Here is a 23,326-nt window from a genome sequence, read left to right as displayed (position 1 = left end):
TTCTAGAGAGAGGTATTAGAAATGTTCGAGAAGAGTGTCGAGGAGCTCACCGAGCTCGGCGCCCAGATCACCACGGCTGAGATTGCTCAGCAGCCCGAGCTTTGGCGTGATACGCTCAACATCTATCGCGAGAACAAGGAGGCCATCGAGGCCTTTCTGGCCGAGGCTCGCGCTATGGGCGAGGGTCGTCTGTCCGTTGTCTTCACCGGTGCCGGTACGTCCGACTATGTTGGCGATACCTGCGCCCCGTACCTGCGTCACGCTGGCAACACTGATCTTTACGACTTTAAGCCCATCGCCACGACCGACATCGTGAGCGCCCCGCGCGACTTCCTGCGCGCCGAGGATCCCACGCTCGTGGTTTCCTTTGCCCGCTCTGGTAACAGCCCCGAGAGCCTTGCCGCCGTTGCCGTTGCCAAGGAGCTCGTCCACAACGTCAAGTTCCTCAACATCACCTGCGCTCCCGAGGGCAAGCTCGCCGTCGAGTCCGCTGATGACCCCAATGCGCTGACGCTGCTCATTCCGCGCGCCAACGACAAGGGCTTCGCCATGACCGGTTCTTACACCTGCATGACCCTGCTCTCCACCCTTATTTTCGACACTGCCTCTGACGAGCAGAAGGCCGAGTGGGTCGAGACCATCGCCAAGATGGGCGAGGAGGTCATCTCCCGTGAGCCTGAGATCGCCGATTACCTGGCTGGCGACTTCAACCGCGTGACCTACTTGGGTTCTGGCTCCTTCGGTGGCCTTGCCCAGGAGAGCCAGCTCAAGATCCTCGAGCTTGCTCACGGTCTGGTTGCTACTTCCTACGACACCTCCATGGGCTATCGTCACGGACCTAAGTCCTTCGTCGACGATAAGACGCTCGTCTTCGTGTTCGTCAACAACGACGCCTACACCCGTCAGTACGACATCGACATCCTCAACGAGATCGGTGGCGACGATATTGCTCAGCACACCGTTGCCGTTCAGCAGGATGGCGCTACCGTCTACGAGGGCGAGTCCTTCACCTTTAAGGGCTACGAGGCGCTTCCCGAGGGCTACCTTGCCCTGCCGTTCGTGATGTTTGCCCAGGCAATCAGCCTGCTCAACTCCGTGCGCGTGGGCAACACGCCCGATACGCCGAGCCCCACCGGCACGGTCAACCGCGTGGTCAAGGGCGTGACGATTCACCCCTTCACCGCTTAATCGCGTCCCCCTGTAAGGGCGCCCGTCCGCTCATAACGGCGGGCGGGCGCTTTTTGTTTTACGTGAACTGGGTATAAGCATCACCACAGTCAACTGCTTTAGAAGCGAGGAGTGCATATGAGCACGTACGCAATTAAGGCTGACAAGTTCTTCTTGCCGGCAGGCCCGCAACTGGGCGGCTATCTTATGGTCGAGGATGGCGTCTTTGGCGCCTGGCAGGCCGACGAGCCCTCTTGCGAGATTAAGGACTACACTGGATCGTGGATCGCGCCGGGTATGGTCGACACCCACATCCATGGCTTCTATAACCACTCGACTACCGATAACGATCCCGAGGGCATCGATATCAGCTCGACCGAGCTCGCCCGTCGCGGTACCACCAGCTGGCTGCCCACGACGTTCACCGATGGCGTCGAGCAGATCAAGGATGCCTGCGCCGCCATCGCCCAGGCGGACGAGGGTCGCGGCCCCGATTTCTGCGGTGCTCGCATTCAGGGCATCTACCTGGAGGGGCCCTTCTTTACCATGAAGCACGTGGGCGCGCAGAACCCCGCTTATCTTATCGATCCCTCCGAGGAGGTCTTCGATCAGTGGCAGGAGGCTGCGGGCGGTCGCATCGTTAAGAGCGCCATGGCTGCCGAGCGCGATGGCGCCGCTGCTTATGCGGCTGCTCTGAACGCCAAGGGTGTGGTGACCAGTATCGGTCACTCCGACGCCACCTACGATGAGTGCATCGCCGCCATCAACGCCGGTGCCAGCTGCTTTACGCATACCTATAACGGCCAGCGCGGACTGCATCACCGTGAGCCCGGTGTCGTGGGTGCTGCCATGTCCACGCCCGAGACCTACGCCGAGATCATCTGTGACGGCAAGCACGTAAATCCTGCCGCCATCAAGGCTCTGCTGCAGGCAAAGGGCTGGCAGCACACGGTGCTCATCACCGACTGCCTGGGTTGCGGCGGCATGCCCGAGGGAAGCTACACCAGTGGTGGCATGGACGTCATCATGAAGGACAACCTGTGCTGGCTCGCCGACGGCAAGAGCATTGCCGGCTCGGTGCTCACGCTTGCCCAGGGCGTCAAGAACATCGTCGACTGGGGCATCGCCAGCGCCGATATCGCCATTCGCATGGCAACCGAGGTGCCGGCACGCTCCGCGCACATCGAGGATAAGTGCGGCAGTATTATGCCGGGTCGCGACGCCGACTTTGTCGTGTTCGACCATGAGCTTACCCTCGTCGAGACGTATGTTGGCGGCCAGAGCGTCGGCAACGCCTTTACCGAGTAACGATAGAAAAAGACGGCGGGCCCGAATCTGCTCGGACCCGCCGTATGGGTTAAACGCTCAAAAGCACCTTTACAGTTACAGCTTGTTAGCAATCTTCTTTGCCGTGCGCTTAACGCCGGCCACCAGGCCTCCTGCAGGATGCTCCTTTTCGTAGGCTAGACGCTTCTCGCGCTTGGCATACTCTTCGACGATGATGTCGCCATACTCGTCTTCGATCTTGTCGAAGAAGTCGACGGCGCCCTTAATTTCCTCAGCGTTCGGGTGCCCCTTTTGGACACCGCCGGTGAGTTTGAACGGCCCCCACGTATCAAAGCCGGGGCAGCCGTAGACGCCCATAAAGATGGCCTGCCTCATGCGGCAGATGCCATCGATATCCTTGCCGTACCACTTGTTTTTGCCACCGTAGGTCATAAGGCCAAACACCTTGTCCTGCGGCTGCAGCACGTTCGTGAGCACGCGTGCCATGTCCTTGTCGATCTCGGAGTAATAGATGCCCGTGGCGACACCGATCAGATGATATTCGTGCAGGTTGGGATACTCGTTTTTGCCGAGCGCCTTGACGTCGAGGGTATCGATTTCGGGGTGTGCCTCGACGATGGCGTCCACGAGCTTTTTCGTATTGCCGTGGTGGCGTGAGGCATAAAGGATGATGGTTCGCATAAGAAGGCCTTTCAGCTGTAATTGCATCAATGTCTGTATGGTACCCCGTTGTATGGTCGGGATACCGGACACATCGACGAGCGCGCGGGTTTGTCCTTTGACTAGGATTGAGGCGGGCGCTTGCATGAAAAAGCAGTTGTCCGAAAGGATGGATAATGGAATACGCTCTTTCCAACGATTCGATTTCTATCAAGGTTTCCACGGCCGGCGGCTCGTTTACCTCGATTGAGGCTGGAGGTCGCGAGTACTTGTGGCAGGGGGATCCCGCCGTGTGGTCCGGCCAGGCACCGATTTGCTTCCCGATTTGCGGAGGCCTGCGTGATGGTAGCGCCATGACGTTTGCCGGGCATCATGTGAAGCTCGCTCGCCACGGGTTTGCGCGCAAACAGGAGTGGAAGCTGCTGAGCCAGAGCGAGAACGAGCTGGCGATGTGCCTGGCTTCGGAGGATAACGCCGCGCTGCTGAGCGATTATCCCTACCCGTTTAAGCTTGTCGCTCGTTATGCACTCGAGGACGCTGCCGTGCGCGTTTCCTATGAGGTGACCAACGAGGGCACCGAGGACATGCCATTCTTTATCGGTGGACACCCCGGCTTTAGGTGCCCGCTCGACGAGGGCGAGGCCTATGCGGACTACGAGCTGCGCTTCGAGAAAGACGAAGCTGCTGAGCTTTGCACTGCCGTCCCCTCGACTGGCTTGATTGACGTGGCCAACCGCTCCAAGAACCCCATGGTGGGAAAGACGCTGCCTCTGTCACATGAGCTCTTCGATTTTGCGGAGACCATCTTTGACGTGCTCGAGAGCCGTCAAGTCACGCTTTCCAAAAAGGGCGAGGACAAGGGCGTCCGCCTGAGCTTTGAGGGCTTCCCATATCTCATTGTGTGGAGCAAGCCCGAGGGCGATTTTGTGGCAGTTGAGCCCTGGGGCGGCCTTTCGACCTGCTCCGATGAGGACGACGTGCTTGAGCATAAGCGTGGCTGCCTTGTCGCCAAGCCCAAGGAGACCATCGTTCGCTCGTTCACGATTGAGATTCTGTAATTCCGTTTTGTCGACTCGTATCGCGAGGCACAAGGAGCCTGCGAGATAAGGAGCTAAAAATGATCCTCACCGTTACGATGAACCCGTCCGTCGATACACGCTATCAGCTCGATGAGCTCATTATCGACGACGTTAACCGTGTGACGCCCGAAAAGACCGCCGGCGGCAAGGGCCTCAACGTGGCCCGTGTTCTGGGTCAGCTGGGCGACGACGTTGTGGCAACCGGTTTGCTCGGCGGCCACATGGGCGCCTACATGGCTGAGCTCATGGACGCCAACGGTATTAACAACGACTTTGTGCCCATCAAGGGCGAGACCCGCATCTGCCTCAATATCCTTCATGCCGGCAACCAGACCGAGCTGCTCGAGAGCGGCCCGACAATTGCCCCCGAGGAGCTCGATGCCTTTACCGCCAAGTTTACCGAGCTTGCGAGCAAGGCCGACGTCGTCACCATCTCGGGTTCGCTGCCCCGCGGTGTCGAGGCAGACTACTATGCCAAGATCACGGGCATTGCCGAGAACGCCGGTGCCAAGGCGTTGCTCGATACCTCGGGCGCTTCGCTCGAGGCCGCCCTTAAGTCCGAAATTAAGCCCGAGCTGGTCAAGCCTAACCTGACCGAGATCAACGGCCTTTTGGGTACGAGCTTTACCACCGACGATGTGGACGAGCTCCGCGCCGCGCTCGCCTCTGATGCCCGCTTCTCCGATATCCCCTGGGTCGTCGTGTCCATGGGCGCTGCCGGCTCCGTTGGCTTCCACAATGGCCGTGCGTTCCGCGCAAAGACGCCCGATATCCCTGCCGTTAACGCTACGGGCTCTGGTGACTCCACTATCGCTGGCTTCGCGCATGCCATTGCTGCTGGCGCGGACGACGAGACGGTGCTGCGTACCGCCAACACCTGCGGCAAGCTCAATGCCATGGATCCCATGACCGGCCATCTGGTCATGGACCGTTGGGACGAGGTCTACAACGGCGTTGTCGTGACCGAGCTGTAAAAGCCTGGGCGTCGGCCCCGGCATTGCTTGCTAGCTCATGCCGACGACAAGTGCGGTAGCATTATGCTGGGGCGCGACGCCGAGTTTGTCGTGTTCAATCCCGACCTTACCCTGGTCGAGGCGTATGTGGGTGGCAACAGCGTCGGTAACGCGTTTGCCGAGTAGCCGCCAAAGAAGCGATCCGAGAGGGGATTTAGATGATTTACGGTGCATTGGGCGATATCGAGGAGTACCGCGGAATTCTCAAGGGCCTCGACGTGCTGATCGACTGGCTCGAGGAGAACGACCCGGCAGAGCTCGAGGTCGGCAGCCATCCGATTCTGGGCGACAAGGTCTATGCGAACGTCATGGCTCCCACGACGCGTCCCGAGGCCGAGGCTCACTATGAGACGCATCAGCGCTATCACGACCTGCAGATCGACGTCGAGGGTCGCGAGGCCTTTAAGGTCGCCACGGGCAGCCTGACGCTGGTTCAGGAGTTTGACGAGAAGGACGACTACGATCTGGTCGATTCCGACGCTTCGATCGCCGGCGATCTTGCCGACGACAAGTTTGCGCTGTTCGTTGCCGGCGAGCCTCACATGCCCACGCTCGAGTTCCCGGGCGATGGCGCACAACCGATCAAGAAGATCTGCTTTAAGCTGCTTGCCGACGCCTACTGGGAGGAGTAGCGAGCTGCTCGGCTGAGTTGTTCGTCTGATGGCGTGATTCCCCTAGGGAAATCACGCTAGGACCCCGCCAAACGGGTTTTCCCTAGGGAAATCACGTTTGGCGGGGTTTTCTGTTTTTGAATAGGGAAGCCTCATTTATTTGCGAAGAACATCGGCTAGCCGCAGGATTGAAATCATCGACCGATAAGTGAGTTCCACTTTTTCGCCCGCAAGCAGTCGTTTCGAGCCAATCTCATCTAGCCCCACAAGCCGAGAAAACAGCGGGCCGCTCATCGTGCCATCGTCAATTGATTCCCTTATGGTCTTCAAAACGTCCGTATCATGAAGCGATGCCGAGCTGTAGGGGGCAACACGAGCGGAACTCTCAATTAACGACGAGACAAAAGGATGGAGATGCTTTGGACATAGTCCATCAAACACCACATCCCCATTGTCGTTCGAGCCGACCAGGCGCCAAGTATAATGATCGACCCAGTCATCCCCGTCATATATGGCGTCCATGAGCAACTTCCCGTCTAGAGAGAGAAACCTATTTGGACATCGGGGCGCAAGACCGCAATCCATATCGGACCTGCAGCAGCTCCAACCCAACGCACCACATAGGTTCCCTTTCGTACATGTGTATCAATCTGCTCTGAAATGCCGGTGCATGCAATTCCAGACCCGTTTGTCGGATAGCAATCGACGTATTTTTGTTTTCCGCTCACAACCTTGTATAGATATATCGTTCCAGCAAAAGAGAAGGGATCGTTCGCAATTTTGTCCGGAAGAACTTGCCACCTCAAAATCCCGCTACCAATATGGTCAAGCTTGACCGTTCCGCCGTCCCCCTCAAAAGTGGCAAGGGGATTTACCCCAGACTGGGAGTCGGCATCGCCCTCCTTAGCAGTTATCAGCAGGTTGCCCGTATAAGACTGCTGAGGCTCACCTTCAGGACAGGCAGCCTTGGCCCAAGAAGGGCCACTCAGGCAGAACAGTCCGAGCAGCATCAATACCAACAAAAGAAAACCCTTAGTTCTTTTCATCTATATCCCCAATGTCTCTCGACATTTGTATATTGTGACCATTTTAGATCTATATGGCCAATTCGAGCCCTCATCATGGCAATTGTTGCAGCTGGGTTTCTTTTCATTAAGATTTCACTTTGGTAAATCCCCGCCCCTAAGCATTAAACCCGAAGTCCACCGAGTGGGCCGCTGTTGACGTGGCGATGCTTGGATTGGCACACACGCACTCAAAATCGAAAACAAAAAAGCCGCCCGAAGGCGGCTATCTTGTGCAATGGAGCCAGCGACCGGGCTCGAACCGGTGACCCCCGCTTTACGAGAGCGGTGCTCTACCAACTGAGCTACGCTGGCGGCCATGTGGTGACGCAACTGAGGCGTCAACGGCTGTCTATGATACGGGACATCGCTCATCCGCGCAAGTGTTCTGACGGCTTTTCTCACTTTAAATGCACTAATATTAGAGGCGTGATGTCTGCAGTGCCCATTTGTTACTTGACCTGCTGTTGAGTTGGTGGTCGACGTCCCGCTCGTATGGGTCTCAAACAGAATGGGGCAGCCATGGCTCAACCCAAGATTCTTCTTACGCGTATCGATGACCGTTTCATTTACGGGCAAGACGTTGAGCTGTGGAACGAAGCCGTGGGTTCCAACCTTGTCCTAATCGTCAACGATGAGATCGCGGCGGATTCGCGCCAATGGGCACCAATGAGGGTGGCGGTGCCAGAAGGCGTTTGGACGCGGTTTTTCTCGGTGCAAAGGACTATCGACATCATTCATACCGCAACGCCGCGTCAATGGATCTTGATCATAGTGGCCTCACCCGCCGATGCGCTCGCGCTGGTTAAGGGTGGTGTGCCAATAACCAAGATCAGCATTGGCCATATGCAGGCAGGGGAGGGCAAGCGCTCTGCAACGCCTACCATTGCCGTAGACGATACGGACATCGCCGCCTTCAAAGAATTGCAAAAGCTCGGCATAGAGCTAGAAATCCGCTATCTCCCCAGTTCCGCCCCCGACCCCATTGGCAATCTGTTCAACTGATCCCTTGGGGACGGAGGAAAACGGATCATTTTGCCCTTGCGAGGGACGCGCGCGATGCCGCCTGTCAAAAACTATGCCCATTTACTACGTTTGATTGGCTATCGTCGAGCATGTCGAATTTGAGATAAACAAAACCGCAGGTATACTGCTCACAAATGTAACAAAAACCGGTGCATGGTCGAGCATCCCGGGCTAAACGTAGTAAATGGGCATAGTTTTGATATGTCACTCATACAGTCACAGAAAAAACGAGCCTAAAAGATGAAAAAGCGCCCGCTGGCGGTGGTGCCGGCGGGCGCTGCTGTGCGATATGTCGCGTTGCGGGCTTAGTGCCTCATAAAGTGGTATTCGATCACATTGCTGTAGGGATGGCCCGGGCCCACAATGCCCTGCGGGAACAGAGGCTGGTGCGGCGTGTCGGGGTACATCTCGGCCTCGAGGGCAAAGCCGGCGCCCCAGCCATAGTTGGCATCGTCCTTGGCGTGCTCGTCGCCCAGCCAGTTGCCGGTGTAGAGCTGCACGCCCGGGGCAGTGGTGTAGTAGTCCATCTCACGACCGGTCCACATCTCCTCGACGTGCATCGCGCGGCGCAGGTTGCGGCCGTACTGATAGCCATCGATGCACAGGCAGTGATCGTAGCCACGGGCCTGCTTGATCTGCGGGTCGTCGGCCTCCATGCCGGGTGCGACGGGGCGAAGCTCGCGAAAGTCAAATGGTGTTCCCTCGACCGGAGCAATCTCGCCGGTGGGGATGTTCTGCTCGTTAATGGGCAGGTAGTGGGCGGCGTTGGCGACAAAGAAATGTTCGCAGTCCATGCCGGCGTTATGGCCTGCAAGGTTAAAGTACGTGTGGTTGGTCATGGACACGTAGGTGGCGCGGTCGCTCTCGCAGCCATAATCGATGCGGAAGACGCCGGTGCGCGTAACGGTAAACACGGCCGTAAAGGTTCGGTTGCCGGGCAGGCCCAGCTCGCCATCCTTAAGCGAGGTGGTCATGCGCACGGCGTTATGGACCTCGTCGAGCTCAACATCCCACACACGTTTGTGCAGGCCGTGCTCAAGGTCGCTGTGCAGGTTGTTGGCGCCCTCGTTGGCGGGCATATGCCAGTCCGTGCCGTCGATGGCGATCGTGGCGCCAGCGGTGCGGTTTGCCACAGGGCCGATGGTCGCGCCAAAGCAGGCGGGGTTGTCAAAGTAATCCTCGAGCTTATCGAAGCCCAGCACCACATCGCGCACGTTGCCGGGAATGTCGGGCACATCGATACCAAGCACCGTGGCGCCATAGTCCATAATGCGAACGCAGATCTCGGGCCCGTCGAGGGTGTAACGATGAACGGGGGTACCGCACGGCGCGGTGCCGAAAAGCTCGGAAGTGATCATTTGGTTCCTAACATCGAGGTATTTCCGACAAACTGTAGCGCGAACAGGCGAGATTATCACTACACCCCACTAAAGCTGGGGGTAATTTTCTCAAAAAAGTGATGATTGGAGCTGTGCGGGCGTTCATTTTTGACGCGTACGAGTCTGATACAATTTGTTCGTTACTGTTTGAATGATATGCGCGCAAAGAACGGCGAGGATTCATCGTGATTAAGGCAGAGCGACAGGATAAGGTTCGTCAGCTGCTCGAGGAGCAGGGCACGGTCTCGGTCAAAGAGATTTCGGATGCGTTGGGCGTTTCGGACATGACGATTCGCCGCGACCTCGAAGAACTTGCGAGCCTAGGCGAGATTGAGCGCGTGCACGGCGGAGCCCGCAGTGCACAGGGCCGTCCGCACGCTATGTTGCGCCATGAGTATTCGCACAGCGAAAAGCGCACTAAGCATGCCGAGGAAAAGCTGCAGATTGCGCGCCGTGCTGTGGAGCTTATCGAGGAGGGCTCGACCATCTTTTTGGGCACGGGCACCACGGTTGAGCAGATGGCCTCGATGCTGCCGACGTTTCGCCTGCGCATTGTGACCAATTCGCTTTCGGTGTTTAACCTGCTCGAGGCGCGCGAAGACTGCGAGCTGTGCCTCGTGGGCGGTATGTACCGTCGCCGCACCGCCGCTTTTGTGGGACCAACGGCCGAGGATACCCTGCGCGCGCTGGGCATCGATGCGGCGTTTATCGGCGCCAACGGCATCTTGGACGGTGACGTGTCTACGTCCAACATGGACGAGGGCCGTATCCAGCAGCTCGCCTTTAGCAAGGCCGACTCGCGCTACCTGATCGCCGACTCCAGCAAGATCGGCAAGCGCGACTTCTACACCTTCTGCCGCCTGGACAATTTGGACGCTGTGGTGTGTGAGCCGGGTATCGCCGCCGAGGACCGCACTGCCATCGAGGAGCACACGCAAGTCATTTGCTAGCGAGTGCCGCCGTGCTAGACCAGGCGGGCGTAGTCCTGTGACTGGTGAAAGACGTGGGCGATATAGATTGTTTCGCGCTCAAACTTGTAAAGACAGGTGTAGTTGTTGACGGGAAACGATCGGTAATTACGTGCCGCCAGCTCTTGCATGTGTGAGAGAGGTCGTAGGAGCGGCTGCTCGCGAAGCAGATCCAGCTGATGTTCAAACTCAGCAACAAAATTGCCCGCCGCGCGTGGATTCATGAGGATTTGAGCAAGGTATCCGACGATACTCTCGTACTCGTATCGTGCGCTTTTGAGTATTACGACGTTATAGGTCATATTTGTCTCGTATCGCGGTTGCGAAGGAGTCGTAGTCGCTATAGTCGCCTTGCGATATCTCGTTTTCTGCCAGCATTATACGAGACAGCAGCTTGGCTTTGGCGATTTCGTCTTGCATGAGGCGATATTGGTCGCTGCTGATGCAGTGCATGGCCTCGTAGCCGTTCTTGGTTACGGTGACGTCGCGCTCAGACTCAACAAGCGCGGTAAATGCAGCGGTGTCCTTCATGTCCCGGACAGGCACACAGGTGGGCATTGGGACCTCCTTTGCGATGGGACATAATTTTACCACGCCGTATCAAATAATCGTTGCCGCCGAATTGTCTCAATCTGTAGCAGGTAGACGTCCAAAACCGGGTTTAGTGTTACAGATCGAGACGGTGCGGCATAGCATCCGTTATGCGTAAAGCTCGGTATTACTGTATGTCTCAACCTTTGCAATGGTCGGTATTTTTGTAACTATAAGCTCATTTAAAGCTCGGTATTTTTGTATTATTAGATATATCTGAAGGTCGGTATTTTTGTAAACTAGCACGTAAATTATGCTGAGGTGAGATTATGTTTAAACGGAAGGCATATGATCGTCTGCAGGAGTGGAAAGAACGCTCGCAAGGGCGCACTGCGGTGCTTATTGAGGGTGCAAGACGCGTTGGCAAAACGACGCTCGTCAAGTGCTTCGCGCAAAATGAATACAAGGATTATCTGTACATTGACTTTTCGGCTGCTAGCAAAGCCACGCTCGATATATTTCTGAACCATCGTGAAGATGTCGATCTTTTTTTACGCATGCTTCAGCTGCAGTATGGTAAGGCCCTCGAACCGAGAGAGTCGCTGGTCATTTTTGATGAAGTGCAGCGGTTTCCCATCGCGCGCGAATACATAAAGCATCTTGTAGAAGACGGCAGATTTGATTACATCGAGACAGGCTCTCTTGTCTCCATCAAAAAGAATGTCGATAGCATTGTCATACCGTCAGAGGAAGAAAGAATCCCTCTCGAGCCCCTCGATTTTGAGGAGTATCTTTGGGCGACCGGAAAAGATCTTTATGCAGAAGAGATCCGTAAAGCGCGCGAATCTCGGACCGCGCTTCCGGACGGCGTTCATGCGACGTGCATGAGATTATTTGATGAGTATATGCTTGTCGGTGGTATGCCTCAGTCGGTCGACTCCTTTGTGGCAGAGAATGATTTTAGAGGATGCGACAGGGTTAAACGGCAGATTATCGCACTGTACAGGGAGGACATTGCCAAGTTTGGAGGTTCGGACGCTAGACGTGCGCGGGCGGTTTATGACGATATTCCGGGTCAATTATCTGCGGCAAATAAACGGTTCAAATTTGACAGCGTGGAGAAGGGGTCCCGTTTTGAGACATATGAGTCGGCGTTAATCTGGCTTGAGGATGCGCGACTGATTAACCGTTGCTATTTATGCAGTGATCCGAGCGTGGGTTACCGCCTGCACGAGGACGCGTCTTCGCTTAAATGCTATATGGCGGACACGGGATTGCTCGTGAGCTTGGCGTTTGATGATGGTCCGGACCTTATGGATGTTCATAGAGACATTCAATTTGGAAGAATTTCAATTAATAAAGGAATGCTAATCGAGAACATCGTGGCGCAGCAGCTTAAGAGTCTGGGGCATTCGCTTTTTTATTACAGCTGGCAGGAGCCTTCCAAAACAGAGGGGAGTCGGCCCAGAACGCGTGAAATTGATTTTCTTGTTTCGCGCGGCTTTGAAGACGCGGCTGGAAAACCGCGGGTCACTCCTGTTGAAGTTAAATCTTCCAAATCGTATTCAACAATCTCGCTCGACGATTTCGGCAGACGATTCGAACGACGAGTCGGAGAGGAGATAGTTCTTCACCCAAAACAGCTCAGGGCTGAAGGGCATAGGATATATCTACCTCTGTATATGACGATCTTTATCTGATCGACGGCATGTGGTCCTGTGGCTCATTGAACCGCAGGACCGTGTATCGTTGGGGGTTTATTGTGATAATGCGCGCAAGCTAAGCCGGGGATCGAGTTTTCGGGATATGTCGGTGAAGTTCCGTCACCGCGGACTGGGTGTCCGTGCGCCCGACGAGGTCGTTGCGTGCCTAGAAGCCCCGAGCTCCAGAAGCCGTACGCTTGTTTCGGGCGTGCTGGTCGAATGCTCCAGCGTGAAAGACCTACGGGTGTAGCTTGCTCGGCCTGTTTGTCTCGATCTGTAACAGCTAGGACTGAAAAACTCGGCTACGTGTTACAGGTTGAGATTTTTCGGCTAGGTCTAATCTATTCATCTCGATCTGTAACAGGTGGGGGCGAAATAACCGGCTAACTGTTATAGATTGAGATTGAGAGGATTGGCCGGTACGTTTGTCTCAATCTGTAACAGGTAGACGCCCAAAACCGGGTTTAGTGTTACAGATCGAGACAATTCGGCCCGGCCCACCCCGTTCATCTCGATCTGTAACAGTTGGGGCCGAAACCGCGGGTCAGATGTTACAGATCGAGACAAATGGTTGCCGACCCGCTCAAACACAAAGGCCGGGGGCGGCGCGCCTTGTGACGTGCCGCCCCCGGCTGAGAAATGGGGACAAGTTATGTGAGCGGGGCAATGCCGCTCGTCGCAAGCCGCTAGTCCAGACGACGGGTTTCCGCCACGTGCTTGTACCAGTAAGCGCTTGCCTTGGGCGTGCGCTTTTGGGTCTCAAAGTCCACGTAGAAGAAGCCGTAGCGCTTGTTGTAGCCGTTGGTCCAGGAGAACTGATCCTGCAGGCTCCACAGGAAGTAGCCGCCCACGTTGACGCCCACCTCCATGGCCTTAAGCAGCCAGCGCAGGTGCTGCTCGATGTAGTCGATGCGCGGCTGGTCGTCCACAAAACCGTCCTTGTAGGGGTCCTTGTAGCCCATGCCGTTCTCGGTGATGAAGATCTGCTTGTAGTTGGGGTAGCGCTGCTTAATGTAGACGAGGAGATCGAACAGGCCCTCGGGATAGATAATCCAGTCCCAGTCGGTGGTGGGGATGCCGGGCTTGTTCACATGCTCGCCAATACCCTTAACGCGCCAGCGGCCGGTGCCTTTCTCGCCCGTACCGTTGTGGTGCAGGTCGTTCTCGCCGTCGTAAGCCTTGAGGAAGCGGCACTGGTAGTTGTTGACACCCAGGTAATCGTTGTAGAGCGCAGCCTCGCGCATGATTTCCAGATCATCGTCCAGGATCTCGATAGTGCCGCCAGAGACCGCAGCCAGGCGGTTGGCGCACTCGAGGGTGTCGGGAGCATAGTCCCCGCGGAAGGTGGCGTCGAGCAAGAACTGGTTCTGCAGCACGTGCTCGTTATTGGCGGCCTTGATGTCGGCGGGGTCGTTCTCGTTGAGCGGATACTTAAACTCCAGCGATTGAATGACGCCGATCTTGCCCTTAAAACCGCCGTTGTGGAAGGCCAGCACGGCCTTGGCGTGGGCGAGCATCATGTTGTGCTCGCACTGGAAGGCCTCGGCCAGATGAGCTTTGACGCCGCCGGGGAAGGTACCCTCGATGTAGGTGTTGGAGGCGTCGGCCCAGATCTCGTTAAAGGTGAACCAGTAGGTCACCTGGTCGGCGTACTCCTTAAAGCAGAAGGTGGCAAAGTCCACAAAGGCATCGATGGTCTCGCGGTTGAGGAAGTCGCCCTTCTCAAAGAGGGGAAGCGGCGTGTCAAAGTGATGCAGCGTGACGAACGGCTCAACATGGTGCTTATGGCACTCGGCGAAGAGATCGTGGTAGAACTGGACGCCCTCGGGGTTGATTTCGCCGGTGCCGTTGGGGAAGATGCGGCTCCAGGCAATGGAGAGGCGAATGCCGTTGATGCCAAACTCCTCGCACAGCTCCAGATCGACGGGGTACTGGTTGTAGAAGTCCGAAGCGGGATCGGGGGAGAAACGGCCTTGGGCTTCCAGAAAGTCGTCCCAGGCAACCTTGCCCTTACCGTGAGTGCGGGTCTCGCCCTCTACCTGGTAGGCAGCAGTGGCGCCGCCAAAGACAAAGTCCTCGGGAAACTGCGCAGGCGGATTGGTGACGCTAGCAGGATTAACGGACATGATGATCCAATCGTCTAAATCGAAGGGCCAGCCGGTCTTGGATGGTCGGCTGGCCCTGAGCGTTACTTACTTCGAAAGCTGCTCGGAGACGAAGGCGAGAGACTTGTCGCCGTTCTGGGAGAGCTCAATGTACTGCTTACCGCGGCAGGCGACGCATTTGTTGCCCACGCGCTCGCAGTCTTTCTGCAGGTCGGCCAGGTAGCTTGCGGCCTGCGGGGCCAGGACGACCAGGTCAAAGTCGGGGAGCATGTCCACGTGGTTGCCATATGCCTCGGCAGCGGTCTCAAGATTGATGCCGCGCTCCTTGGCAGCCTTGGCCAGCGCGTTGGCGAGCAGACCCGAGGTTCCGCCGCCCTGGCAGAGCACGAGCACGCGCTTGCCGTTGAGGTCGCTGGCGGTCGTTGCCTCGGCAGCGGGTGCTGCAGAAGCGGCAGGGGAGTCGACCTTCACGGCCTCGGCAGCAGCGCCGGCGGCAACGCTCTTGGCGTCAGCCTTGCCCTGGAAGGCATCGTTGAGCTTGGCGGCCTTCTCGGCGTTCTTGGCGGCGAGCTCCTCCTGGGAGATCTCGGCCTCCTCGGCGCACTTCTGGGCGTCATAGGCACGGAAGAACGGGTAGTACAGGACAAAGTCGACGACCAGGATGAGGGCGAGCATCACAAAGGCGAGCGGCTGGAAGCCCAAGCCCATGATGGTGCCGATGGGGCCGGGGACGGTCCAGGGCAGGGTGTACATAAAGCCGTTCATGCCCAAGAAGTCGATAAAGATCTTAAGGATCCAGATGTTGGCGATCGGGGCAAAAACAAACGGGACAAAGAAGACGGGGTTGAGCACGATAGGCGCGGCGAACAGCAGCGGCTCGTTGACGGCAAAGCACACGGGGACGATGGCTGCCTTACCGACGGCGCGCATCTCCTGAGACTTGGCCAGGAAGCAGAACATAAAGACCAGGACGAGCGTGGCGCCGGTGCCGCCCATGCAGACGACGAAGTACTGGGCACCCTGGGTCAGGACAGCGGAAGCGTGCTGGCCAGCCTGGAACGCAGCCAGGTTGTCGGTCATGTTGGCAACGAGGGCGGCGGCGATGGCGGGCTCGACGATCGAGGGGCCGTGGACGCCGACGAACCAGAAGAGGCTCATGGCACCGTAGATCACAGCGAGGCCGATGTAGCCGTCGGCGGCGGTGAACAGGGGCTGGAACACTTGGATGACGCCCTGGGCAAAGCAGAAGCCAAAGGCAGCGCGGAAGACGATGTCAAAGACCCAAAAGACGGTGATGCAGACGGAGAAGGGGATGATGTCCTTAAAGGTCTGCGAGATGTTGGGCGGAACCTGCTCGGGCATCTTGACGGTGATGTTGCGCTTAATGAAGAACTTGTAGATGATGCCGGTCACAAACGCAGCGATAAAGGCGGTCAACAGGCCCTTGGAACCAAGGTAGGTGGTGTTGAAGCCGCTGGCAGCGTCCGTGGCGATGGTGTCGCTCGAAAGGAGCAAGAAGCCGATGATGGCCGCGCACATGCACGAGATAAAGTTGATCTGGTTGTTCTTGGGCAGGTCGCGGTTCTGGGCGTCGGCGAAGTGCTTGGCCGTGGTGGCGGCACAGGCGATGGCCAGGATGCCCATGGAGTAGTTGTAGCACTTCCACAGGGCGTTGTTGATGTCATCGGGCCAGTAGAAACCCCAGATGTTGGGGACCGAGGCTACCAGGCAGAAGATGGACGAGAAGATGATGATGGGGATGACGGAGATAAAGCCGTCGCGGATCGCCTTGAGGTACTTGTTGCGGGCGATCGCGTTGAAAAAGGGTTGGCCCTTTTCGATGATGGCGATGAGTTGCTCCATGCAATGCTCCTAAGAGTCGGTGGGTTAGCAACGATAGTAACTTTTGGCGTTCGGTTGCCAAAATGTTGACGTTGCCATTTTGCGACACAAAAAAGACGCGAACCGATGGTTCCTGTGCCTGCGAACCGTCGGTTCCTTATGCGTAAACGTTTGAGCCGCCCGGTGGCTCTGTGTTTGCACAATGGCAACGTTAACATTTGGACTACAAAAGCCGTTCGGGGAAGCAAAAATGTCGGTGAACGGTAGGTTTTGGGTGGTGAGCGTATGGCGGAGGAGGCGTTAGATATACTTAAAGACGTTTCATTTGACTGCGTAGGGTGCCACCAATGGCATCGTTGACATAGAAAGATCGACCTATGGCCGCTGTTAAAAAATCGGTTTCCGTTAAGGACGTGGCGCGTCTCGCGGGCGTCTCGGAGCAGACAGTCTCGCGTACGGTGCACGATTCGCCCAGCGTGCGCCCCGAGACCAAGGAGCGCGTGCGTGCCGCCATGCGCGAGCTGGGGTATCGCCCCAATTTTGCCGGTCGATCGCTGCGCCGCGGCAAGTTCAAGACTGTCGGCGTCGCCATGTTCAACATTACCGGCACCGGCAACCTCGACCGTATGGAGGGCTTTGCCGCCGCGGCCGACAAACATGGCTATGCCATCACCCTCACTAAAGTAGACGGGCATCCGTATACCCTCGAGAGCGCATCGTCGCGCATGAGCGCGCTGCCGGTGGATGGCATGGTTGTGATCATGAACCGCATGCCGGCGGATTTTGGCACCTTTGAGCCGCTGCCCGGTATGCAGACGGTGCTCGTTACCATGCTGGAGCACCCGCTGTGCTCAACAGTCGATAACGACCAGTTCGATTGCTCGCGCCAGGTGGTCGAGTACTTGCTGGAGCAGGGGCACAAGACCGTGCACTTTATCTCGTGCCCCGAGCGCTCGCTTTCGGGCATGCGTCGCGAGGAGGGCTGGCGCGAGACATTGCGCGCGCATGGTATTGAGCCGCCGCGATTCATTCGTGGCGATTGGACGGCACAGAGCGGATATGCCGCCGGCCAGGCTCTGGCGGACGATCCGACCTGTACGGCCATTTATGCTTCCAACGATGCCATGGCATATGGCTGCATCCGTGGGCTCGAGTCGCGCGGGAAGCGCGTGCCCGAGGATGTGAGCGTAGTGGGTGTTGATGACAGCCTGGGCGATATCGTGCCCGACCGTCACCTGACCACGGTGCGCTTTGACAACAAGCGCGTCGGCATGTGGGCGGTCGACAAGGTTGCCGGCGCCGAGGGGGGTGCGTCTTGCGTGGAGCACATGCTGATCCCCGGTATGCTCGTAGAGGGCGATACGGTGCGCGATTTGCGTTAGGGTGCGGTCCTGTTTGGGTTGCCGCTAATTGTGTTCGATATTGTTCAGATTGGTTTAAAAACCGTTCACGGGCGAAAATTGACCGTTTAGAGTTCGAAATTGCGTTTTGCATTGTTCCTTTTTGTTTGAATGTTAATGTTTCTACCATACACAGCGCAGCGCGTATGCCCGGACGCGATGCTCTCCATTGGTTCATATGTGAAAGGAACGCAATATGGCAACCAAAGAAGAAATCTCGATGGTTGGATTCGAGATTGTCGCATACGCGGGCGACGCCCAGACCGATCTGCTTGCAGCGCTCGATGCTGCTCGCGAGGGTGATTTTGAGAAGGCCGAGCAGCTGCACAAGGATGCCAGCGATGCGCTCATCGGCGCTCACGACACGCAGACCAAGCTGCTGTCGCAGGAGGCCGGCGGCGGCGAGATGGAGATGACCTTCATCATGGCTCACGCCCAGGACACCCTCATGACCACCATGATTCTGGAGAAGCAGACCCGCTTTACCATCGATGCCTACAAGCGCATCGCCGAGCTCGAGGCCAAGCTCGCCTAACGAGCCTTCACAACCAAGTCCCCTTCCAAAAACCCTGCCGCTACCCGCGGCAGGGTTTTTCTGTCCTCCTCCAAGTTGCGGTGGAATAGGGACTGAATAGGGGCTGGCGGGCACAAAACAATCCCTATTCCACCGCAACTCATCCCGAGATAGTCATTGGAGATGTTCTTAAATGATTGGTCATTAGGGACAGCCTTGGTGCGCACCGTTGTCCTCCCGTTCGGTTTTTTACTGGGTGGGTATACTTCCATCCGCAATACAGGCCGGAATGAGGAGGTATCCAAATGCCGGACAACGGATCGATTCAAAAGAGAGACGCGCACGAGATGGCTCATGGACGTCCTGTCCAGATAACCGAGCACACGACGGTAACCGAGCTGCAGCCCAGCCTGTCCGATGTCGTGTGCGCAAACAAAAAGCTGCAGATTGGCTTTATCGTTGCGCTCGTGGTACTGGCGCTGCTGTCGGGCTTTGTGGCTCGTCCGCATTTCGCCGATACCAAGACTTGGGACTCCACCATCGAGGTCATCGATCAAAAGAAAGGTAACGTACTGGCGCTCACGACCTCGTGCGTGGCGCTGTCTGCGGGTATTACCGCGCTGCCGGGTGATACAGGAACACCGGTTGCCGAGCAGCTCGCACAGCTTTCGGGTAACTTGGGCATCGTGCTTGCCGTGCTCTACCTCGAGAAATACCTGCTGACCATTTTGTGGTCGGTTGGCCTGGGCATCCTGATCCCGTTTGCGCTGGTGCTCTTTGCGGTGTCACTCGGCATTCACGGGCGCTGGAGCACGAGCGCCGTCCTGCGCCGCGTGGCGACTCGCGTGCTGGTGGTCGCCATGATCGGAATGGCGTTGGTGCCTGCAAGCGTTTGGGTGTCGCAGAAGGTCGACGAAACGTATCGCGTTAGCATCGAGCAAGCCGAGCAAAAGGCGGCCGACGCTGCGGGTGCGGCAGATAGCGACAGCTCCAAAGTAAGCAAGAAAAAGACCGAGTCCACAGAGTCCAAGAATGTGCTTGAGCAGCTTGCCGACGGCGCCTCGGGTCTCGTCACGTCGGTAACCAGTGGTGCCAAACAGATGACCGACGAGATCGTGCAGCAGGTGACCGATCTGATCGAAGGTGTCATCGTGATGATCGTGACCTCGTGCGTGATTCCTCTACTGGTGCTCGTGGCGTTCCTATGGCTAGGACACGTGTTGCTGGGGATCGATATCTCTGGCCCGGCGAACTATTTGACGGGTCGTTTTCTGAGGGCTCCGTCCAAACATGCCAAGAAGAGCGGACAGTCTGAGTAGGCGGCAAAGCGATCCTTGGAAGACCAACCGTAAGAAGGGCGGCCGAGACACGTTCTCGGCCGCCCTATTTGTTTGTTGAATACGTGGCAGGCTAGGTTTTCCCGTTCCCAAACGGTCAGCAATCATCCGTGAACGGTATTTGTTCAAAATAGAACAAAGACAAACAAATAATTGTTGCAGTTGATGTTCGAATGTGTTCAAATAAACATGAACAGTGAAGAACCGCACATTCAGATGCCCGGACCTGAACGCGATTCAACACTTCCAAACAGAAACTACGCACCTGCGTATCTCTCAAGGAGGATGTCATGAGGGTTGTAATCGCTTCCGATGCCGACGGTATGTCGATGAAGGAGTCCATCAAGGAGATGCTCATCGCCGACGGTCACGAGGTCGTCGACTATTCCGAGACCCCTGCCGCGGACTTTGTCGATTCCGCGACCGCCGTTGCCAAGGACCTGCTGGAGCACAAGGATTCCCAGGGCTTCGCATTCGATAAGTACGGCGTCGGCTCCTATATGGCCGCCGTCAAGATCAAGGGCATGGTCGTCGCCAACATTTCCGACGAGCGTTCCGCTTACATGACCCGCGAGCACAACGGTTCGCGCATGGTCACCATGGGCCCGGGCGTTGTGGGCACCGAGGTCGCCAAGAAGATCGCCCGCGAGTTCCTGCGCGCTCAGTACGCCGGCGGCCGTCACCAGATCCGTGTCGACATGCTCAACAAGATGGCCTAACGAGAGCCACCGAGAACTTGAACTTCTATCTCAACTTGTGAATTCAGACGAAAGGACGTTCTGATGAAGAAGACCATCGCAATCGGTTGCGACCATATCGTTACGGACGAGAAGATCTATCTGGCCGACCGCCTGGAGCAGGCTGGCTACAAGGTGCTCGACTGTGGTACCTACAGCCACACCCGTACGCACTATCCCATCTACGGTAAGGCCGTGGGCGAGGCTGTTGCCAGCGGCAAGGCCGACTTTGGCGTGGCCCTGTGCGGCACCGGCATCGGCATCACCAACGCCGTCAACAAGGTTCCCGGCGCCCGCTGCGCCCTGGTTCGCGACATGACCTCTGCCCTGTATGCCCGTCGCGAGCTCAACGCCAACATCGTGGGCTTTGGCGGCAAGATCACCGGCGAGTTCCTGATGGCCGACATCATGCTTGCCTTCCTGGAGGAGCCCTACGAGAAGACCCCCGAGCACGATGCCCTGATCGCCAAGATCGATGCTTGCAACAAAGCCGACGCCGAGGCTCAGGCTGACCCGCACTTCTTTGACGAGTTCCTCGAGAAGTGGGACCGCGGCGAATACCACGACTAAGGAGGTTACGCGGTTTTACCAAACCGCGTAACGGGTCGACGCTGCGCGACGCCCAGGCACCCCATCTCGCCGCTCAAACCGTCGCTCGCGTACATGAAGTACGCGTCGCTCCTCTTTCGCGGCGACCTGGGGCACCTGAGCGCCGCTCGCTGACGTTGGGGGTACCTGTGGGGTTACCGCTGTTGTTGCGAAGCCGTCGGTTCGGTAAGCTGCTCCGATAACACGTTTGCTTGCTTGGCTTGAGTGCTTCGCTCTTGGCGGTACCCGGCATTCTGCAGCTTTTCAATTGACGGCTCGCGTTTCTGTGAGGGGGCGCGGGCCGGTTTTCTATCAGCCCTATTGACTTGGCGGGCTGTCGTAAGAAAGGGAAGGCTCCTATGGAGTTTGTTCTTGATAACGGTTTGATTTGTGTGGCGTTGACCACGGCGGGCGGGTCGTTCACTTCTATTGCGGCCAACGGCCGTGAGTACCTGTGGCAGGGCGATCCGGCGGTCTGGTCGGGCCAGGCACCCATTTGCTTTCCGATTTGCGGCGGCCTTCGTGGCGGCCGCGCGATGACCATGGGCGGCCGCGAGGTCAAGCTTGCCCGCCACGGCTTTGCCCGCAAGCAGGAGTGGAAGCTCGAGGAGCAGGGCGACAGCATGGTTGCGCTGAGCCTAAGCTCTGCCGACCACGCCGAGCTACTCGAGCAGTATCCGTATCCGTTTAAGATCGTCGCGCGCTACACGATCGATGCGGCTAAGGTGGCCGTGTCGTACGAGGTGACCAATGAGGGCACCGAGGATATGCCATTCTTTGTGGGCGGTCACCCCGGCTTTAAGTGCCCGCTCGACGAGGGCGAGTCCTATGACGATTATGAGCTTCGTTTTGAGCAGCGTGAGGCCACCGAGCTCTGTACTGCCGTTCCCTCGACTGGCCTGATTGATGTTGAGCATCGCAGCAAGAACCCCATGATCGACCAGAGCCTGCCGCTTACCCACGAACTCTTCGACTTCGCGGAGACCATCTTTGACGTGCTCGAGAGCCGCGTGGTTACGCTGACCAAGAAAACCGAGGACAAGGGCGTGCGCCTGACGTTCCCCGATATGCCGTACCTGATTGTGTGGAGCAAGCCCGAGGGCGACTTTGTGGCTGTTGAACCGTGGGGTGGTCTGTCCACCTGCTCCGACGAGGACGATATTCTGGAGCACAAACGTGGCTGCCTGGTGGCCAAGCCGGGAGAGACCGTCACTCGCTGCCTTGAGATCGAGATCCTTTAAAGAGCTATCGTATGTTTGGGGTCGCACACGTCGTGCCCCGGAAACAGGAGTTCAATATGATTCTGACCGTTACCATGAACCCGTCGATTGATACGCGCTATCAGCTCGACAAGCTGATCATCGACGATGTTAACCGTGTGACGCCCGAAAAGACCGCTGGCGGTAAGGGCCTCAACGTGAGCCGCGTGCTGCTGCAGCTGGGCGACGATGTGCTTGCGACCGGTCTGCTCGGCGGCCACATGGGTGCCTATATGGCCGAGCTTATGGATGCCGATGACGTCAAGAACGACTTTGTGCCCATTGCCGGTGAGACGCGCATTTGCCTGAATATTCTGCACGAGGGTAATCAGACCGAGCTGCTGGAGAGCGGCCCGCAGATCGCCCCGGCCGAGCTCGAGGCCTTTACGGCTAAGTTCGCCGAGCTTGCAGCGAAGGCGGACGTTGTGACGCTTTCGGGCTCGCTGCCGCGTGGCGTCGATGCCGGCTACTATGCCGAGCTCGTCAAGATCGCCGAGGAGGCGGGCGCTAAGGTGCTGCTCGACACCTCGGGTGCATCGCTGGAGGCCGCGCTGGAGTCCGACGCTAAGCCTGAGCTCGTAAAGCCCAACCTGACCGAGATTAACGGCCTGCTGGGTACGTCCTTTACGATCGATGATGTCGATGCCCTGCGCGAGGCGCTTGCCGCCGATGGCCGCTTTGCCGATATTCCCTGGGTTGTCGTTTCGATGGGCGCTGCCGGTTCGGTGGGCTTCCATGAGGGCCGTGCGTTCCGTGCCAAGACGCCCGCGATTGCGGCTGTGAACGCGACGGGTTCCGGCGACTCGACCATCGCCGGCTTTGCACATGCCATTGCTGCTGGTGCCGACGACGTCACGGTGCTCAAGACCGCCAATACCTGCGGCAAGCTCAACGCCATGGATCCCAAGACCGGCCACCTGGTCATGGACCGCTGGGACGAGATCTACAACAACGTTGTCGTGACTGAACTGTAGGGTTACGCGGTTTTACCAAACCGCGTAACGGCCCGACGCTGCACCTCAGGTTCCGCCGTTCTGCCGAACGGCGGACCGGCCG

24 protein-coding genes and 1 tRNA gene are annotated in these 23,326 nt (G+C 57.5%); 16 read left to right on the top strand and 9 right to left on the bottom strand.

What is annotated here, in order from left to right; all coding sequences use genetic code 11:
- Positions 1–21: 21 nt before the first annotated feature.
- Positions 22–1,188, top strand: a complete 1,167-nt coding sequence (locus tag DXC67_RS01285; RefSeq protein ID WP_117637055.1) for an SIS domain-containing protein — start codon at positions 22–24, stop codon at positions 1,186–1,188.
- A gap of 117 nt (positions 1,189–1,305) precedes the next feature.
- On the top strand, positions 1,306–2,475 hold the full coding sequence (gene nagA / locus DXC67_RS01280) for an N-acetylglucosamine-6-phosphate deacetylase (protein ID WP_022094606.1): 1,170 nt from the start codon (positions 1,306–1,308) through the stop codon (positions 2,473–2,475).
- Positions 2,476–2,550: 75 nt separating this feature from the next.
- On the opposite strand, the gene DXC67_RS01275 is transcribed toward nagA, so the two are convergent.
- Positions 2,551–3,135: a flavodoxin domain-containing protein gene (locus tag DXC67_RS01275; protein WP_233503118.1), complete on the bottom strand. Its 585-nt coding sequence runs from the start codon at positions 3,133–3,135 to the stop codon at positions 2,551–2,553.
- Positions 3,136–3,290: 155 nt separating this feature from the next.
- On the opposite strand from DXC67_RS01275, the gene DXC67_RS01270 reads away from it, so the two are divergent.
- From DXC67_RS01270 to DXC67_RS01255, 3 genes are all read left to right on the top strand, one after another.
- On the top strand, positions 3,291–4,172 hold the full coding sequence (locus tag DXC67_RS01270) for an aldose 1-epimerase family protein (protein WP_117637054.1): 882 nt from the start codon (positions 3,291–3,293) through the stop codon (positions 4,170–4,172).
- Between the two features lie 59 nt (positions 4,173–4,231).
- Positions 4,232–5,167, top strand: coding sequence for a hexose kinase (locus DXC67_RS01265; protein ID WP_117637053.1), 936 nt, complete (start codon positions 4,232–4,234; stop codon positions 5,165–5,167).
- Positions 5,168–5,364: 197 nt separating this feature from the next.
- Positions 5,365–5,838, top strand: a complete 474-nt coding sequence (locus DXC67_RS01255) for a YhcH/YjgK/YiaL family protein (RefSeq protein ID WP_117637052.1) — start codon at positions 5,365–5,367, stop codon at positions 5,836–5,838.
- Between the two features lie 135 nt (positions 5,839–5,973).
- Here DXC67_RS01255 and DXC67_RS01250 read toward each other — a convergent pair whose 3' ends face one another.
- The 3 genes from DXC67_RS01250 to DXC67_RS01240 form a co-directional block, all read right to left on the bottom strand.
- Positions 5,974–6,339 (bottom strand): hypothetical protein, encoded by a 366-nt coding sequence (locus DXC67_RS01250; RefSeq protein WP_117564756.1) that lies wholly within the window; start codon positions 6,337–6,339, stop codon positions 5,974–5,976.
- 14 nt (positions 6,340–6,353) lie between these two features.
- On the bottom strand, positions 6,354–6,863 hold the full coding sequence (locus DXC67_RS01245) for a hypothetical protein (protein ID WP_117637051.1): 510 nt from the start codon (positions 6,861–6,863) through the stop codon (positions 6,354–6,356).
- Between the two features lie 257 nt (positions 6,864–7,120).
- Positions 7,121–7,196, bottom strand: a tRNA-Thr gene (locus tag DXC67_RS01240).
- Between the two features lie 207 nt (positions 7,197–7,403).
- Between DXC67_RS01240 and DXC67_RS01235 the strand changes: the two genes are divergently transcribed.
- Positions 7,404–7,886, top strand: coding sequence for a PTS sugar transporter subunit IIB (locus DXC67_RS01235; protein ID WP_117637050.1), 483 nt, complete (start codon positions 7,404–7,406; stop codon positions 7,884–7,886).
- A gap of 326 nt (positions 7,887–8,212) precedes the next feature.
- On the opposite strand, the gene DXC67_RS01230 is transcribed toward DXC67_RS01235, so the two are convergent.
- On the bottom strand, positions 8,213–9,265 hold the full coding sequence (locus tag DXC67_RS01230) for an aldose epimerase family protein (RefSeq protein ID WP_117637049.1): 1,053 nt from the start codon (positions 9,263–9,265) through the stop codon (positions 8,213–8,215).
- Positions 9,266–9,471: 206 nt separating this feature from the next.
- Here DXC67_RS01230 and DXC67_RS01225 point away from each other — a divergent pair, with 206 nt between their 5' ends.
- The gene (locus DXC67_RS01225; RefSeq protein WP_233503117.1) at positions 9,472–10,236 is read left to right on the top strand and encodes a DeoR/GlpR family DNA-binding transcription regulator; all 765 of its coding nucleotides are present in this window, start codon (positions 9,472–9,474) and stop codon (positions 10,234–10,236) included.
- Positions 10,237–10,250: 14 nt separating this feature from the next.
- Here the strand turns inward: DXC67_RS01225 and DXC67_RS01220 are convergent, their stop codons facing one another.
- Positions 10,251–10,556 carry a type II toxin-antitoxin system RelE/ParE family toxin gene (locus tag DXC67_RS01220; protein WP_117637048.1) on the bottom strand — a complete coding sequence of 102 codons (306 nt, stop codon included), beginning with the start codon at positions 10,554–10,556 and terminating at the stop codon, positions 10,251–10,253.
- Entirely contained in the window at positions 10,546–10,812 is a 267-nt protein-coding gene (locus DXC67_RS01215) for a type II toxin-antitoxin system Phd/YefM family antitoxin (protein ID WP_117637047.1), read from the bottom strand. Before DXC67_RS01215 ends, DXC67_RS01220 begins: the two co-directional genes overlap by 11 nt.
- Before the next feature lie 302 nt (positions 10,813–11,114).
- Here DXC67_RS01215 and DXC67_RS01210 point away from each other — a divergent pair, with 302 nt between their 5' ends.
- Entirely contained in the window at positions 11,115–12,485 is a 1,371-nt protein-coding gene (locus DXC67_RS01210) for an ATP-binding protein (protein WP_117637046.1), read from the top strand.
- A 112-nt stretch (positions 12,486–12,597) separates the two neighbouring features.
- Positions 12,598–12,738 carry a hypothetical protein gene (locus tag DXC67_RS10350; RefSeq protein ID WP_158551494.1) on the top strand — a complete coding sequence of 47 codons (141 nt, stop codon included), beginning with the start codon at positions 12,598–12,600 and terminating at the stop codon, positions 12,736–12,738.
- Positions 12,739–13,174: 436 nt separating this feature from the next.
- Here DXC67_RS10350 and lacG read toward each other — a convergent pair whose 3' ends face one another.
- Entirely contained in the window at positions 13,175–14,614 is a 1,440-nt protein-coding gene (gene lacG, locus DXC67_RS01205) for a 6-phospho-beta-galactosidase (protein ID WP_117637045.1), read from the bottom strand.
- Positions 14,615–14,680: 66 nt separating this feature from the next.
- Positions 14,681–16,456 (bottom strand): lactose/cellobiose PTS transporter subunit IIB, encoded by a 1,776-nt coding sequence (locus DXC67_RS01200; protein ID WP_117637044.1) that lies wholly within the window; start codon positions 16,454–16,456, stop codon positions 14,681–14,683.
- Positions 16,457–16,812: 356 nt separating this feature from the next.
- On the opposite strand from DXC67_RS01200, the gene DXC67_RS01195 reads away from it, so the two are divergent.
- The 7 genes from DXC67_RS01195 (at position 16,813) to DXC67_RS01165 (ending at position 23,244) form a co-directional block, all read left to right on the top strand.
- The gene (locus DXC67_RS01195) at positions 16,813–17,817 is read left to right on the top strand and encodes a LacI family DNA-binding transcriptional regulator (protein ID WP_117637043.1); all 1,005 of its coding nucleotides are present in this window, start codon (positions 16,813–16,815) and stop codon (positions 17,815–17,817) included.
- 214 nt (positions 17,818–18,031) lie between these two features.
- Positions 18,032–18,370 (top strand): PTS lactose/cellobiose transporter subunit IIA, encoded by a 339-nt coding sequence (locus tag DXC67_RS01190; RefSeq protein ID WP_006234827.1) that lies wholly within the window; start codon positions 18,032–18,034, stop codon positions 18,368–18,370.
- A 284-nt stretch (positions 18,371–18,654) separates the two neighbouring features.
- On the top strand, positions 18,655–19,668 hold the full coding sequence (locus tag DXC67_RS01185; RefSeq protein WP_117637042.1) for a hypothetical protein: 1,014 nt from the start codon (positions 18,655–18,657) through the stop codon (positions 19,666–19,668).
- Positions 19,669–19,976: 308 nt separating this feature from the next.
- Positions 19,977–20,405 carry a galactose-6-phosphate isomerase subunit LacA gene (gene lacA / locus DXC67_RS01180; protein WP_006234830.1) on the top strand — a complete coding sequence of 143 codons (429 nt, stop codon included), beginning with the start codon at positions 19,977–19,979 and terminating at the stop codon, positions 20,403–20,405.
- A 63-nt stretch (positions 20,406–20,468) separates the two neighbouring features.
- Positions 20,469–20,993, top strand: a complete 525-nt coding sequence (gene lacB, locus DXC67_RS01175; protein WP_006234831.1) for a galactose-6-phosphate isomerase subunit LacB — start codon at positions 20,469–20,471, stop codon at positions 20,991–20,993.
- Between the two features lie 377 nt (positions 20,994–21,370).
- Positions 21,371–22,252: an aldose 1-epimerase family protein gene (locus DXC67_RS01170; protein WP_117637041.1), complete on the top strand. Its 882-nt coding sequence runs from the start codon at positions 21,371–21,373 to the stop codon at positions 22,250–22,252.
- Between the two features lie 56 nt (positions 22,253–22,308).
- Entirely contained in the window at positions 22,309–23,244 is a 936-nt protein-coding gene (locus tag DXC67_RS01165) for a hexose kinase (protein ID WP_117583542.1), read from the top strand.
- Positions 23,245–23,326: the final 82 nt, after the last annotated feature.

Source organism: Collinsella sp. TF07-1 (assembly GCF_003437235.1).
Classification (GTDB): domain Bacteria; phylum Actinomycetota; class Coriobacteriia; order Coriobacteriales; family Coriobacteriaceae; genus Collinsella.
Note: the sequence above shows the minus strand (reverse complement) of the source record. Positions and strands in the feature narration are given on the sequence as shown.

Coding starts and splice junctions, on each gene's coding strand:
- DXC67_RS01195 (WP_117637043.1), top strand. CDS start 16,813: ATGGCCGCTGTTAAAAAATCGGTTTCCGTTAAGGACGTGGCGCGTCTC.
- DXC67_RS01165 (WP_117583542.1), top strand. CDS start 22,309: ATGATTCTGACCGTTACCATGAACCCGTCGATTGATACGCGCTATCAG.
- DXC67_RS01220 (WP_117637048.1), bottom strand. CDS start 10,556: ATGACCTATAACGTCGTAATACTCAAAAGCGCACGATACGAGTACGAG.
- DXC67_RS01270 (WP_117637054.1), top strand. CDS start 3,291: ATGGAATACGCTCTTTCCAACGATTCGATTTCTATCAAGGTTTCCACG.
- lacG (WP_117637045.1), bottom strand. CDS start 14,614: ATGTCCGTTAATCCTGCTAGCGTCACCAATCCGCCTGCGCAGTTTCCC.
- nagA (WP_022094606.1), top strand. CDS start 1,306: ATGAGCACGTACGCAATTAAGGCTGACAAGTTCTTCTTGCCGGCAGGC.
- lacB (WP_006234831.1), top strand. CDS start 20,469: ATGAAGAAGACCATCGCAATCGGTTGCGACCATATCGTTACGGACGAG.
- DXC67_RS01235 (WP_117637050.1), top strand. CDS start 7,404: ATGGCTCAACCCAAGATTCTTCTTACGCGTATCGATGACCGTTTCATT.
- DXC67_RS01265 (WP_117637053.1), top strand. CDS start 4,232: ATGATCCTCACCGTTACGATGAACCCGTCCGTCGATACACGCTATCAG.
- DXC67_RS01215 (WP_117637047.1), bottom strand. CDS start 10,812: ATGCCCACCTGTGTGCCTGTCCGGGACATGAAGGACACCGCTGCATTT.
- DXC67_RS01230 (WP_117637049.1), bottom strand. CDS start 9,265: ATGATCACTTCCGAGCTTTTCGGCACCGCGCCGTGCGGTACCCCCGTT.
- DXC67_RS01185 (WP_117637042.1), top strand. CDS start 18,655: ATGCCGGACAACGGATCGATTCAAAAGAGAGACGCGCACGAGATGGCT.
- DXC67_RS01245 (WP_117637051.1), bottom strand. CDS start 6,863: ATGAAAAGAACTAAGGGTTTTCTTTTGTTGGTATTGATGCTGCTCGGA.
- DXC67_RS01285 (WP_117637055.1), top strand. CDS start 22: ATGTTCGAGAAGAGTGTCGAGGAGCTCACCGAGCTCGGCGCCCAGATC.
- DXC67_RS01275 (WP_233503118.1), bottom strand. CDS start 3,135: ATGCGAACCATCATCCTTTATGCCTCACGCCACCACGGCAATACGAAA.
- DXC67_RS01210 (WP_117637046.1), top strand. CDS start 11,115: ATGTTTAAACGGAAGGCATATGATCGTCTGCAGGAGTGGAAAGAACGC.
- DXC67_RS01190 (WP_006234827.1), top strand. CDS start 18,032: ATGGCAACCAAAGAAGAAATCTCGATGGTTGGATTCGAGATTGTCGCA.
- DXC67_RS01200 (WP_117637044.1), bottom strand. CDS start 16,456: ATGGAGCAACTCATCGCCATCATCGAAAAGGGCCAACCCTTTTTCAAC.
- lacA (WP_006234830.1), top strand. CDS start 19,977: ATGAGGGTTGTAATCGCTTCCGATGCCGACGGTATGTCGATGAAGGAG.
- DXC67_RS01250 (WP_117564756.1), bottom strand. CDS start 6,339: ATGGACGCCATATATGACGGGGATGACTGGGTCGATCATTATACTTGG.
- DXC67_RS01170 (WP_117637041.1), top strand. CDS start 21,371: ATGGAGTTTGTTCTTGATAACGGTTTGATTTGTGTGGCGTTGACCACG.
- DXC67_RS01255 (WP_117637052.1), top strand. CDS start 5,365: ATGATTTACGGTGCATTGGGCGATATCGAGGAGTACCGCGGAATTCTC.